Annotated in this window: 12 protein-coding genes; 11 read left to right on the top strand and 1 reads right to left on the bottom strand. The window is 58.3% G+C overall.

Going from position 1 to position 12,248, the window contains the following annotated elements:
- Positions 1-291: 291 nt before the first annotated feature.
- Positions 292-2,238, bottom strand: coding sequence for an RNase E specificity factor CsrD (gene csrD, locus DXXMK7_RS01495; protein WP_038917545.1), 1,947 nt, complete (start codon positions 2,236-2,238; stop codon positions 292-294).
- 152 nt (positions 2,239-2,390) lie between these two features.
- On the opposite strand from csrD, the gene DXXMK7_RS01490 reads away from it, so the two are divergent.
- From DXXMK7_RS01490 to fis, 11 genes are all read left to right on the top strand, one after another.
- On the top strand, positions 2,391-3,377 hold the full coding sequence (locus tag DXXMK7_RS01490) for an MDR family oxidoreductase (protein WP_038917544.1): 987 nt from the start codon (positions 2,391-2,393) through the stop codon (positions 3,375-3,377).
- 259 nt (positions 3,378-3,636) lie between these two features.
- Positions 3,637-4,638: a protein-methionine-sulfoxide reductase catalytic subunit MsrP gene (gene msrP / locus DXXMK7_RS01485; protein ID WP_038917543.1), complete on the top strand. Its 1,002-nt coding sequence runs from the start codon at positions 3,637-3,639 to the stop codon at positions 4,636-4,638.
- A 68-nt stretch (positions 4,639-4,706) separates the two neighbouring features.
- Positions 4,707-5,306, top strand: coding sequence for a protein-methionine-sulfoxide reductase heme-binding subunit MsrQ (msrQ, locus tag DXXMK7_RS01480; protein WP_038917542.1), 600 nt, complete (start codon positions 4,707-4,709; stop codon positions 5,304-5,306).
- Positions 5,307-5,544: 238 nt separating this feature from the next.
- Positions 5,545-5,997, top strand: a complete 453-nt coding sequence (gene aroQ / locus DXXMK7_RS01475; protein WP_029456545.1) for a type II 3-dehydroquinate dehydratase — start codon at positions 5,545-5,547, stop codon at positions 5,995-5,997.
- A gap of 35 nt (positions 5,998-6,032) precedes the next feature.
- Positions 6,033-6,494, top strand: coding sequence for an acetyl-CoA carboxylase biotin carboxyl carrier protein (accB, locus tag DXXMK7_RS01470; protein ID WP_038917541.1), 462 nt, complete (start codon positions 6,033-6,035; stop codon positions 6,492-6,494).
- An 11-nt stretch (positions 6,495-6,505) separates the two neighbouring features.
- Positions 6,506-7,849, top strand: coding sequence for an acetyl-CoA carboxylase biotin carboxylase subunit (accC, locus tag DXXMK7_RS01465; protein WP_038917540.1), 1,344 nt, complete (start codon positions 6,506-6,508; stop codon positions 7,847-7,849).
- A gap of 172 nt (positions 7,850-8,021) precedes the next feature.
- The gene (locus tag DXXMK7_RS01460; RefSeq protein WP_033570481.1) at positions 8,022-8,264 is read left to right on the top strand and encodes a YhdT family protein; all 243 of its coding nucleotides are present in this window, start codon (positions 8,022-8,024) and stop codon (positions 8,262-8,264) included.
- Positions 8,254-9,705 (top strand): sodium/pantothenate symporter, encoded by a 1,452-nt coding sequence (gene panF, locus DXXMK7_RS01455; protein ID WP_038917539.1) that lies wholly within the window; start codon positions 8,254-8,256, stop codon positions 9,703-9,705. The genes DXXMK7_RS01460 and panF overlap by 11 nt, the downstream gene beginning before the upstream one ends.
- 14 nt (positions 9,706-9,719) lie before the next feature.
- The gene (prmA, locus tag DXXMK7_RS01450) at positions 9,720-10,607 is read left to right on the top strand and encodes a 50S ribosomal protein L11 methyltransferase (RefSeq protein WP_038917538.1); all 888 of its coding nucleotides are present in this window, start codon (positions 9,720-9,722) and stop codon (positions 10,605-10,607) included.
- Positions 10,608-10,939: 332 nt separating this feature from the next.
- Entirely contained in the window at positions 10,940-11,905 is a 966-nt protein-coding gene (dusB, locus tag DXXMK7_RS01445) for a tRNA dihydrouridine synthase DusB (protein ID WP_038663237.1), read from the top strand.
- 23 nt (positions 11,906-11,928) lie between these two features.
- On the top strand, positions 11,929-12,225 hold the full coding sequence (fis, locus tag DXXMK7_RS01440) for a DNA-binding transcriptional regulator Fis (RefSeq protein ID WP_012883002.1): 297 nt from the start codon (positions 11,929-11,931) through the stop codon (positions 12,223-12,225).
- The last annotated feature ends 23 nt before the right edge of the window (positions 12,226-12,248 follow it).

Here is a 12,248-nt window from a genome sequence, read left to right as displayed (position 1 = left end):
TGGGGGCGGAAATGAAATCCGCTTACTGTACCAACCACACGCAACAGCGACAAGGCGCTAACCGGCTCTGCTACGGTGAAAAAATGATGTTTGCGCAAATTGCCATGATAATAAATGCCTGCAGAACAGCGATCCTTCTGGCAGCGGCTGGGATTGTCGCGAGCTGTCCCCGAAAATTGCGCGAACCACCGACATAAAATCTAACATTTTCGTGCGCGCCGCCCCGTTCAGCAAACCGGTCAGCTACGCTATGGCGCCGATATTCTACGCTAATTTGTTCGGATTTTGACATCAAACATACGTGCGCGGTGAATATTTTTTCAGCGTGTTGCCGACGGGCTCGGAAGCGGCGAACAGATCGCCCTGACCGCCGCAAACGCCTTTATCCAGCAACGTCTGCCACTCTTCGCGCGTACGCACGCCGGCGGCGAACACCTGGGCGTGCGTCCCCTTACAGGCCTCGGTCAGACTACTGACGAACAGCTGGTTCTCCGGTCGCTTATCCAGGCTGCGCACCAGCCCCGGGTGCAGCTTGATCACCTCCACCCTCAGCGACTTGATATAGGCGGTGCTGACCAGCGTCAGCCCGGCCTGCGTCACCGCCAGCCGGCAGCCCAGACCGGTGATCATGGCAAGTATCGGTCGCAAACGGCCGATATATTGACACACATCCGCTTCAGCAAGTTCAAACAATAATCGCTCGCGCTGCCTTTTCGGACACTGGAGCAACGTTTCGCGCAGCCAGCGCAGGAACGGCCGCTGCAACAGCGAATCCACCGTAATCGGTAAAGCCAGCACCGAATCCTGCCAACTGACCGTCAGGGCAATCACCCGGTTGATCAACTGACGGTCATAACCGGAAGTCAGGCCAAGCTGACGCACCAGCGGCATGTACTCCGCCTCCAGCAATTCCTGGGTGCCATCATAAATTCGGCTAAACATTTCCCGGTGATGCAACTCGCCGTCGCGGGTAATCGCCGGTTTCTGATACAAACGCGGCCCGCCGCGCAACAGGGTATGTTCCAGCAGCGTGCGCCACTTCACGCTGCCGCGGCCTTTTTCCGGCACCCGCCGGTCATAAACGCACCAGCCGTTGCCGCCCTGCAATACGGCGTTGCGGGTGGCATCTTCCACGCTTTCCATCACCTGTTCGGTGGTCTGCCCGCCGTGATAGGCGCTGATGCCGATGTGCAAAATGTCTTCCCGATCGATCAGCGGCGTAACCGGCAGAATATCGATCGCTTTCACCAGTTGGCTGGCGATGCTGTCCGCTTCTTTCAGGGTGCGGTGCGGCAACAGCACCGTAAAATCACTGTGGTAGTAACGCGCCAGCAGCGCGGAGGGGTAGCGTAAGACAAACGTGGACAGCAGGTTGATCAGGGTATTGCGATACTCTTCGAGCACGCCGCCGTAGCCATGCGTTTCCTGCAGGGTGTCAAAATCCGGCAGGCGGATCATCATCACCACGCCGTGCGTGCCGACGTCTTCCGGGTCTTCCAGTTGCGTGGCGAGCTGATTTTCAAAAAACAGCCGGTTATTCAGGCCGGTTTGCGCATCCTGCGCCGCGAACGAGCGGATCAGCGTATCCACCCGACTGCGCGCTTCGCGCGCTTCCGCCAGATCCAGCAGCAACTGGTCCAGCGCGCCGCTGGCCGTCGCCGGCCATTCGTGTACCGAACCGTGCATCACGGTGTCGCGCTCACCCGCCAGAATGCGTCGGGCGCGCTTCTCCAACTGTTCCTGTCCGGCCATTTGACGTCGTAGCCAGCGCACGCCATGAAACACGGTCACCGCGATCAGCAAAATCACCAGCACGATGGACAACGCGGATTTGAGATATCGCGGTATGCCGAACAGCGGGTCGACGTAGGTTACGTTTACCCGCACGTCAGTATGGTGCAGCAGCGATAAACGGGTGTGACGATAGAGCAGCGCCCGATCCTCGCCGTCAGACAACATTTCCGGCAAACGTAATAAATAGAGGCTTTCGTGGCCGTCACGAATCTCCAGCTCCACGATTCCGGCCGCTTTCATCACCGCCGGCAACCAGAACTGGATACTGCCGGGCGGCTGCACCAGCAGCGCCTGATCAATACTCGCCGCCACCGCCCTGAGCTGGTGCTCCATCCGTTGCTGGCTATAACACACAAAACTGAAAATGCTGCTGGCCAACATTAGCACTACGGCCAATGTCGTTAGCATCGTCATCAATATCGATATTCTGGCAGTCAACCCCATCCCTGCGCCTAACTCCGTATCAAAGAATTGAAAAGTGCTTTCATGAGATACTTTGTGTGTTCTTTGCGATTTATCAGTTCGCATACTACCCGTTACAAATATAGTCCTTAAATGATTTACCTCTATTTTTGTCCCCGATAAGGAGGATTTTTATGCGCGCTTTAGTGCTCAGGCAACAAGACGGTCTGACTTTGGCCGATGTCAGCACCATCGAACCGTCACAATTACCTGATGGCGATGTCACCGTCGACGTCGACTGGTCCGGCATCAACTATAAGGATGCGCTGGCTATCACCGGTAAAGGGAAGATCATTCGTCAATTCCCGATGGTGCCGGGTATCGATTTTGCCGGAACCGTTCACCACAGCGACCATCCCGACTTCCAGGCCGGGCAGCCCGTAGTACTGACCGGATGGGGCGTGGGAGAAAATCACTGGGGCGGGCTGGCGGAACAGGCGCGGGTGCGGGCCGACTGGCTGGTGCCGTTGCCGCAGGGACTCACGCCGCGTCAGGCAATGATCCTCGGCACCGCCGGCTTCACCGCCATGCTGTGCGTCATGGCGCTGGAAGAAGGCGGGGTAACCCCGGCGAGCGGCGAGGTGGTGGTCAGCGGCGCCAGCGGCGGCGTCGGCAGTACCGCCGTCGCGCTGTTGCACGCGCTGGGTTATCAGGTTACGGCGATCAGCGGCCGGGCGGACAACAGCGCCTATCTGCAGCAACTTGGCGCTCATCAGGTGTTGGATCGCAAGGAGTTCGCCACTGCCGGTCGTCCGCTGGAAAAACAACGCTGGGCAGGCGCCATCGACACGGTGGGCGATCAGGTGCTGGCGACGCTGCTGACCCAAATGCATTACGGCGCGACCGTCGCGGCATGCGGGCTGGCGGGCGGCGTATCGCTGCCCGCCACGGTGATGCCGTTTATTCTGCGCAATGTGCGCCTGCAAGGGGTCGACTCGGTGATGACGCCACGCGCGCGGCGTCAGGAAGCCTGGCGTCGTCTGGCCACGCTGCTGCCGGCGTCCTTCTATGAGCAGGTTACGCAGGAAATTACGCTGGAGCAGGTTCCCGCCACCGCCGCTGCACTGCTGGAAAACCGGGTTACCGGCCGTACGCTGGTGCGCGTCGGCGCTGCGGATTAGCCCTGTTTCAGGACGGGCCGGCAACGGCCTGTCCTCTTCGCCTTTTGCAACAACCGCCAGAATGAACAACTGGAACACCCAGCAGAATGTAACATCCGGTATAATGCAACATCCGGTATAATGTAACACCCGGTAAAAAAAGAACGTTTCCCCGGCGCATTATTTCACCGCATACTGACCACATCGCCATCACGATCAGGGCGAGCATTTAACCCGAATCCCCCAGCCAGACATCAATAATCAAAAGCGGGAGTTCACCATGCCCAGACATCGCAAACTGACCGACGCCGATGTGACGCCGGAATCCCTGTTCCACCAACGCCGAACCGTCCTCAAGGCGCTGGGTCTTACCGCCGCCACGCTGAGCCTGTCGTCCGGCGCGCGCGCCGACCTGCTCAACTGGTTCCAGGGCAAGCAGGCGCCTGTCGCCCCGCCCGGTAAGCCGCTAACGTTCAGTCAGCCGCCGCAGTGGCACCCGGACCTGGCGTTAACGCCGGAAGACAAAGTAACCGGCTACAACAACTTCTACGAATTCGGTCTGGACAAGGCCGACCCTGCCGCCAACGCGGGCGGTCTCAAGACCGAGGGCTGGAAAGTCCGGATTGACGGCGAAGTCGCCAAACCCATGACGCTGGATATCGACGACATTCGTCGCCGTTTCGCGCTGGAAGAACGCATCTACCGTTTTCGCTGCGTCGAAGCCTGGTCGATGGTGATCCCGTGGGTCGGCGTTGAACTGTCGCAATTGATAAAACTGGCCGAACCCACCAGCGACGCCCGTTATGTCGCCTTTCAGACGCTCTATGACCCAGCGCAGATGCCCGGTCAGAAAGACAGTTTCGTGGGCGGCGGCCTGGACTATCCCTACGTCGAAGGGTTACGCCTGGACGAAGCCATGCACCCGCTGACGTTGCTGGCGGTCGGCGTATACGGCAAAACGCTGCCGCCGCAAAACGGCGCGCCGATACGGCTGGTTACGCCGTGGAAATACGGCTTCAAGAACATCAAATCCATCGTGCATATCCGGCTGACCCGGCAGCAGCCGCCGTCCACCTGGAATCTGTCCGCGCCCAACGAGTACGGGTTTTACGCCAACGTCAATCCGAACGTCGACCATCCGCGCTGGTCACAGGCCAGCGAACGGGTGATCGGCTCCGGCGGATTGTTGAACGTTCAGCGCCAGCCGACGCTGATGTTCAACGGTTATGCCGACCAGGTCGCCTCGCTGTATCAGGGGCTGGATTTACGGGCGAATTACTGATCGCCGCAGGGTTTACTCCATATGGTCCGGGACTCACAGGAATGCTCAATGCACAGGAAAACGTCCGCATGCGTTTAACCGCCCGACACATCACAGCCCTGAAAGTGGTGCTGCATCTGGCGGCGTTTCTGCCGCTGGCATGGCTGGTATTCGCCGTCAATCAGGGCGCGTTCAGCGCCGATCCGGCAAAAGATATCCAGCATTTTACCGGCCGAATGGCGCTTAAACTGCTGCTGGCGACGCTGATGGTGACGCCGCTGGCGCGCTACGGCAAACAGCCGTTGCTGATCCGTTGTCGCCGCCTGCTGGGGCTGTGGTGTTTTGCCTGGGCCAGCCTGCACCTGCTCAGCTACACCTTGCTGGAGTTGGGGGTCAATCATCTCGATCTGTTGGGAAAAGAGATTTTCCTGCGACCTTACCTGACGCTCGGTATGGCGAGCTGGCTAATCCTGCTGGCGCTGACGGCGACCTCCACCCAATCGGCGCAGCGAAAACTGGGAGCTCGCTGGCAAAAGCTGCATAATCTCATTTATCTGGTCGCGATCCTCGCCCCGGTTCATTATCTTTGGTCGGTCAAATCGCTGTCGCCATTGCCAATCATTTACGCGTCAGTTGCCGTCATCTTGCTGCTTTTTCGCTACAAGAAATTGCGTCAGTGGCGTCGTTAATCGCGAATATCGGCGTAAATCAGGCGGCGTTCTCCGTGAAATTTCGTAAAAATTTGTCAATGACGACGTGGCAACTCCGGAGATAAGACCAGTATTTCGCTGCCAACTGCTACGATATGGCTATAATGTTCAAACCTTGCGGGTGAAAACGGATATTTTCGCCCGGCAAAGGGTGACAAACGGATAGCTTCGCGTTATGTTGTGCGCCACTGAGCCAATCGAGGGAGATAGCAGCACAATGGCAGACAAGTTTCACATTTTGCTCCTTAACGGTCCAAACCTGAATCTGCTGGGCACCCGTGAGCCGGACAAATACGGCCATACGACGCTGGCGGAGATTGTGAGCCGACTGGAGCAGGATGCGGCAGCGCTGAACGTGCAGCTTTCCCACCTGCAGTCGAATGCGGAACATGAGCTGATTGACCGTATCCATCAGGCCAGAGGAAACACCGATTTCATTCTGATTAACCCGGCAGCCTTTACCCACACTAGTGTGGCGCTGCGGGATGCCCTGTTGGCGGTCGCCATCCCGTTTATCGAGATCCATCTGACCAACGTGTACGCGCGTGAACCCTTCCGCCATCACTCCTACCTGTCCGACGTGTCGGCCGGGGTGATCTGCGGTCTGGGGGCAGACGGATACCATTATGGTTTACAGACGGCGGTCAAACGCCTGTCAACGTCCAATTAACCGTTTCCAATAAACAAGAGTACGGAACCACATTCATGGATATTCGTAAAATCAAGAAGCTGATCGAACTGGTTGAAGAATCCGGCATCGCCGAACTGGAAATCTCCGAAGGCGAAGAGTCAGTACGCATCAGTCGCGCTCCGGCGCCGGGTAGCTACCCCATTATGCAACAGGCCTACGCACCGATGCCGCAGGTCGCTCCGGCCGCCGCCCCGGTTGCTGCGCCCGCCGCCGCTGCAGAAGCCGCGCCGGCCGCCATCAGCGGTCACGTCGTGCGCTCGCCGATGGTCGGCACCTTCTACCGTACGCCGAGCCCGGACGCCAAAGCCTTCGTGGAAGTCGGTCAGCAGGTAAAAGTGGGCGATACCCTGTGCATCGTTGAAGCAATGAAAATGATGAACCAGATCGAAGCGGACAAAGCAGGCGTGGTGAAAGCCATTCTGGTTGAAAGCGGCCAGCCGGTTGAATTTGACGAGCCACTGGTTGTCATCGAATAACGAGGCTTACCATGCTAGATAAAATTGTCATCGCCAACCGCGGTGAGATTGCTCTGCGCATTTTGCGTGCCTGTAAAGAACTGGGCATCAAAACCGTCGCCGTGCACTCCACAGCGGACCGCGACCTGAAACACGTATTGCTGGCGGACGAAACCGTGTGCATCGGCCCGGCGCAGTCTGCGAAAAGCTACCTGAATATTCCGGCGATCATTTCTGCGGCGGAAATCACCGGCGCGGTGGCGATCCACCCCGGTTACGGTTTCCTGTCCGAAAACGCCGACTTCGCCGAGCAGGTTGAGCGCTCCGGCTTCATTTTCATCGGTCCGCGCGCCGACACCATTCGCCTGATGGGCGACAAAGTGTCCGCCATCAGCGCCATGAAAAAAGCCGGTGTTCCCTGTGTGCCGGGCTCTGACGGCCCGTTGGGCGACGACATGGACAAGAACCGCGCTATCGGTAAGCGCATCGGTTATCCGGTCATTATTAAAGCCTCCGGCGGCGGCGGCGGTCGCGGTATGCGTGTGGTACGCAGCGAGAAAGAGCTGGAGCAATCCATCGCCATGACCCGCGCGGAAGCAAAAGCGGCGTTCAACAACGACATGGTCTACATGGAAAAATACCTGGAAAATCCGCGTCACGTGGAGATCCAGGTATTGGCAGACGGCCAGGGCAACGCCATCTATCTGGCTGAGCGCGACTGCTCCATGCAGCGCCGCCACCAGAAAGTGGTCGAAGAAGCGCCGGCGCCGGGCATCACCGCCGATCTGCGCCGTTATATCGGCGATCGCTGCGCCAAAGCCTGTGTGGACATCGGCTACCGTGGCGCCGGTACGTTTGAGTTCCTGTTCGAAAACGGCGAGTTCTACTTTATCGAGATGAACACCCGTATTCAGGTAGAACACCCGGTGACGGAAATGATTACCGGCGTCGACCTGATCAAAGAACAGCTGCGCATCGCCGCTGGTCAGCCGTTGTCCATCAAGCAGAGCGAAGTGCAGGTGCGCGGCCATGCGGTGGAATGCCGTATCAACGCGGAAGACCCGAACACCTTCCTGCCGAGCCCTGGCAAGATCACCCGCTTCCACGCGCCGGGCGGTTTTGGCGTGCGCTGGGAATCGCACATTTACGCGGGCTACACCGTGCCGCCGCACTACGATTCCATGATCGGCAAGCTGATCACCTACGGTGAAAGCCGCGACATCGCTATTTCCCGTATGAAGAACGCACTGGCGGAACTGATCATTGATGGCATCAAGACCAATGTGGAATTGCAGATGCGCATCATGTCCGACGAAAACTTCCAGCATGGTGGCACCAACATCCACTATCTGGAAAAGAAACTCGGCCTGCAGTAATCTCCCGCACCGATGAAACGGGCCGGCCATGCCGGCCCGTTTTTATTTCCGCGCCGCCCGCCTCTTTCTGGCTCGATGCATCGATTTTTCGCTGGGCAATTGGCTGGCATGCCGTAAAATCCCCTGTTTTGTGTCACCTATACACTGATTCCTGCCGGATTAAGGGGAAATCATGGATAAACGCTTTCTCCAGGCTCACCGCGAAGCCCGCTGGTCACTGATACTGACGCTGGCTTATCTAGTAGCCTGGGTGCTCTTTGCCTATCTGCCCGACAACCGTCCCGGCCTGACGGGTCTGCCGCACTGGTTCGAACTGGCCTGTCTGGCGTTGCCGTTGCTGTTTATCGGCCTGTGTTGGCTGATGGTGCGCGTGGTGTTCCGCGATGTTTCACTGGAGGATCACGATGCAAAGTGATGTCATCCTGCCGCTGATTGCTTATCTGCTGCTGGTGTTCGGCCTGTCGATATATGCCTGGCGGCGTCGCCAGCAGGGCAACTTTCTCACCGAATACTTTATCGGCAACCGCTCGATGGGCGGCTTCGTACTGGCGATGACGCTGATCGGTACCTATGTCAGCGCCAGTTCGTTCATCGGCGGCCCTGGCGCGGCTTACAAATACGGGCTGGGCTGGGTACTGCTGTCGATGATTCAGGTGCCGACCATGCTGTTGTCGCTAAGCATCCTCGGCAAGAAGTTCGCGATTCTGGCGCGCCGTTACAACGCCATCACCCTCAATGACATGCTATACGCCCGCTACGGCAGCCGTTTGCTGGTCTGGTTCGCCAGTCTGAGCCTGCTGGTGGCGTTTATCGGCGCGATGGCGGTACAGTTTATCGGCGGCGCCCGGCTGCTGGAAACGGTAGCGCACGTGCCTTATAACGTCGGGCTGCTGATTTTCGGCATTACCATCGCGCTCTACACCGCGTTCGGCGGCTTTCGCGCCAGCGTGCTGAACGACGCGTTGCAGGGGATTGTGATGCTGATCGGCACCCTGCTGTTGCTGGCAGGCGTGATCTACGCAGCGGGCGGTTTGCCGGCCGCCGTCGGCAAACTGGCGCAGATCAACCCGGCGCTGGTCGATCCGCACGGCAGCAACCAGATCCTGTCCGCGCCGTTCATGGCGTCGTTCTGGGTGCTGGTGTGTTTCGGCGTCATCGGCCTGCCCAACACCGCCGTGCGCTGCATTTCCTACCGCGACAGCAAGGCGCTGCACCGCGGCATCCTGATCGGCACCCTCGTCATCAGCGTACTGATGCTGGGTATGCATCTGGCCGGCGCGCTGGGACGCGCTATCCTGCCCAACCTGACGATTCCCGATCAGGTGCTGCCGGAGCTCATGCTGACCGTGCTGCCGCCGCTGGCCGCCGGGATCTTTCTGGCTGCGCCGACCGCCGCCATCATGTCGAACATTAACGCCCATTTGCTGCAGGCTTCCGCGACGATCGTGAAAGATCTTTACCTGAGCGTCTATCCTCAGAAGATAAGCAACGAGCGTTATATCCGCCATCTGTCCAGTTTCACCACCTTGCTGCTCGGCCTGCTGGTATTGCTGGCGTCATGGCGGCCGCCGGAAATGATCATCTGGCTGAACCTGCTGGCGTTCGGCGGACTGGAAGCGGTGTTCCTGTGGCCGCTGGTGCTGGGCCTGTACTGGGAACGCGCCAACGCCTCCGGCGCGCTGTGTTCAATGTTCAGCGGCGCAGCCAGCTACACCCTGCTCGCCAGCTTCAACATCCAGCTGGCCGGTTTTCATCCGATCGTGCCATCGCTGCTGTTAAGCCTGGTGGCGTTTATTCTGGGCAACCGCTTTGGGCGCCAGCCCGCGCCTGCGGTTGCCGCATCTTCATCACTTTGAGGTCAGAGGCTGCTATGCCGTGGATTCAACTGAAAATCAATACGTCCGGCGCACACGCGGAACAACTGGGCGACGCGCTGTCTGAAAGCGGCGCCGTCTCGGTCACGTTTCAGGACACCCATGACACGCCGGTGTTCGAACCGCTGCCGGGTGAAACCCGTTTATGGGGCGATACCGACGTCATCGGTCTGTACGACGCCGAAACCGACATGGCCGAGGTCGTCGCCATGCTGGAGCAGGAACCGCTGCTTGGCGCCGGTTTTCGGCACAAAATCGAACAGTTGGAAGACAAGGACTGGGAGCGGGAATGGATGGAAAACTTCCACCCGATGCAGTTCGGCAAGCGGCTGTGGATTTGCCCGAGCTGGCGCGACGTGCCGGACCCGAACGCGGTCAACGTGATGCTGGACCCCGGCCTGGCGTTTGGCACCGGCACCCATCCCACCACCTCGCTATGTCTGCAATGGCTCGACGGGTTGGATCTGGACGGCAAGACCATCATCGATTTCGGCTGCGGTTCCGGCATTCTGGCGATTGCCGCGCTGAAACTCGGCGCCGCCCACGCCATCGGTATCGATATCGATCCGCAGGCGATTCAGGCCAGCCGCGACAACGCACAGCGTAACGGCGTGTCCGAGCGTCTGGAGCTGTATCTGCCGAAGGATCAGCCAAAAGACCTGTCCGCCGACGTGGTGGTCGCCAACATTCTGGCCGGCCCGCTGCGTGAACTGGCGCCGCTGATCGGCGTGCTGCCCAAGAGCGGCGGCCACCTCGGCCTGTCCGGAATTCTGGCTTCGCAAGCGCAAAGCGTGGCGGAAGCCTATGAAGACCGATTCCAGCTCGACCCGGTGGCGGAAAAAGAAGAGTGGTGCCGCATTACCGGCGTTCGTAAACCGGTCTGACCTGTTGCGATTGCCTGCCGGAACATCGCGGTTCCGGCAGGCGTCTCCTGTGGACATTTCGCTGGACAAATGTACTGCCGCTGCCATCAATCACTGTTTCTATGCGGTGAAACAGCATATTCAGGCAGATGTTTTATTTCCCCAGCCTGTTTACAAAATCAGCGACATGAAAATAACATTCTGTAAATAAAGGAAAAATAAAAACAGCGTGGAAGCAATGCGGCATTTCCTTGATCTGTTCCGCTCAATTGCTCAAAGTTTGGCCTTTCCTATCGCGTAAAAAATGCGTAATATACGCGCCCTTGCAGGCACAGTATGGTCACTCTTTGTCTATGCGCATTGGACAATTTCAGCTTCCCAATCGTTTGATTGCCGCCCCGATGGCGGGCGTAAGCGATCGCCCGTTCCGGGCACTCTGTCACGCGATGGGCGCTGGAATGACGGTCTCCGAAATGCTTTCTTCCAATCCGGAAGTGTGGCGTTCGGACAAGTCGCGACTGCGCATGGTACACAGCGATGAGCCCGGTATCCGGGCGGTGCAGATCGCCGGCGGCGATCCGGACGAGATGGCGGCGGCCGCCAGAATCAATGCGGAGAACGGCGCGCAGGTAATCGACATCAACATGGGATGCCCGGCCAAGAAGGTCAACCGCAAGATGGCCGGATCGGCGTTGTTGCAGTATCCGGAACTGGTCAAACAGATCCTGACTGCGGTGGTGAAAGCGGTAGACGTACCGGTAACACTGAAAATCCGCACCGGCTGGGCGCCAGAGCACCGTAACTGTGCAGAGATTGCCAAATTGGCTGAAGACTGTGGTATTCAGGCGCTAACCGTTCATGGACGCACGCGCGCGTGTCTGTTCAATGGCGAAGCGGAATACGACAGTATTCGGACAGTTAAGCAGAGCGTCTCCATTCCCATCATTGCGAATGGCGACATTACTGACCCGCGCAAAGCCAGAGCGGTTCTTGATTACACCGGGGCAGACGCCCTGATGATAGGACGAGCCGCTCAGGGAAGACCCTGGATCTTTCGGGAAATCCAGCATTATCTGGACACAGGGGAGCTGCTGCCCCCGCTGCCACTGGCAGAGGTCAAGCGCTTGTTGATCGGGCATATACGGGAATTGCACGACTTTTATGGTCCAGGCAAGGGATTTCGTATAGCGCGTAAGCACGTGTCCTGGTATCTCCAGGAGCACGCCCCAAACGACCAGTTTAGGCGCACATTCAACGCCATAGAGGACGCCAGCGAACAGCTGGAGGCGTTGAAGGCATATTTTGAAAATCTTGCGTAAACAGAAAAAGAGCTGACAGAACTATGTTCGAACAACGCGTGAATTCTGACGTACTGACCGTTTCCACTGTAAACTCTCAGGCTCAGGTAACCCAAAAACCCCTGCGCGACTCGGTTAAACAGGCACTGAAGAACTATTTCGCTCAACTGAATGGTCAGGACGTGAATGACCTGTATGAGCTGGTACTGGCTGAAGTAGAACAGCCGCTGTTGGACATGGTGATGCAGTACACCCGCGGCAACCAGACCCGCGCTGCTCTGATGATGGGTATCAACCGCGGCACGCTGCGTAAGAAACTGAAAAAATACGGCATGAACTGATAACCATCAGTCATCCACTGAAT

This window comes from Dickeya sp. MK7 (genome assembly GCF_000406305.1).
In the GTDB taxonomy this organism is placed as follows: Bacteria; Pseudomonadota; Gammaproteobacteria; order Enterobacterales; family Enterobacteriaceae; genus Dickeya; species Dickeya fangzhongdai.
The sequence above is the reverse complement of the archived record's forward strand: the minus strand, read 5'-3'. Positions and strand labels throughout refer to the sequence as shown.

Excerpts from the sequence above, each read along its gene's own strand:
- csrD (WP_038917545.1), bottom strand. The coding sequence starts at position 2,238 with ATGGGGTTGACTGCCAGAATATCGATATTGATGACGATGCTAACGACA.
- DXXMK7_RS01490 (WP_038917544.1), top strand. The coding sequence starts at position 2,391 with ATGCGCGCTTTAGTGCTCAGGCAACAAGACGGTCTGACTTTGGCCGAT.
- msrP (WP_038917543.1), top strand. The coding sequence starts at position 3,637 with ATGCCCAGACATCGCAAACTGACCGACGCCGATGTGACGCCGGAATCC.
- msrQ (WP_038917542.1), top strand. The coding sequence starts at position 4,707 with ATGCGTTTAACCGCCCGACACATCACAGCCCTGAAAGTGGTGCTGCAT.
- aroQ (WP_029456545.1), top strand. The coding sequence starts at position 5,545 with ATGGCAGACAAGTTTCACATTTTGCTCCTTAACGGTCCAAACCTGAAT.
- accB (WP_038917541.1), top strand. The coding sequence starts at position 6,033 with ATGGATATTCGTAAAATCAAGAAGCTGATCGAACTGGTTGAAGAATCC.
- accC (WP_038917540.1), top strand. The coding sequence starts at position 6,506 with ATGCTAGATAAAATTGTCATCGCCAACCGCGGTGAGATTGCTCTGCGC.
- DXXMK7_RS01460 (WP_033570481.1), top strand. The coding sequence starts at position 8,022 with ATGGATAAACGCTTTCTCCAGGCTCACCGCGAAGCCCGCTGGTCACTG.
- panF (WP_038917539.1), top strand. The coding sequence starts at position 8,254 with ATGCAAAGTGATGTCATCCTGCCGCTGATTGCTTATCTGCTGCTGGTG.
- prmA (WP_038917538.1), top strand. The coding sequence starts at position 9,720 with ATGCCGTGGATTCAACTGAAAATCAATACGTCCGGCGCACACGCGGAA.
- dusB (WP_038663237.1), top strand. The coding sequence starts at position 10,940 with ATGCGCATTGGACAATTTCAGCTTCCCAATCGTTTGATTGCCGCCCCG.
- fis (WP_012883002.1), top strand. The coding sequence starts at position 11,929 with ATGTTCGAACAACGCGTGAATTCTGACGTACTGACCGTTTCCACTGTA.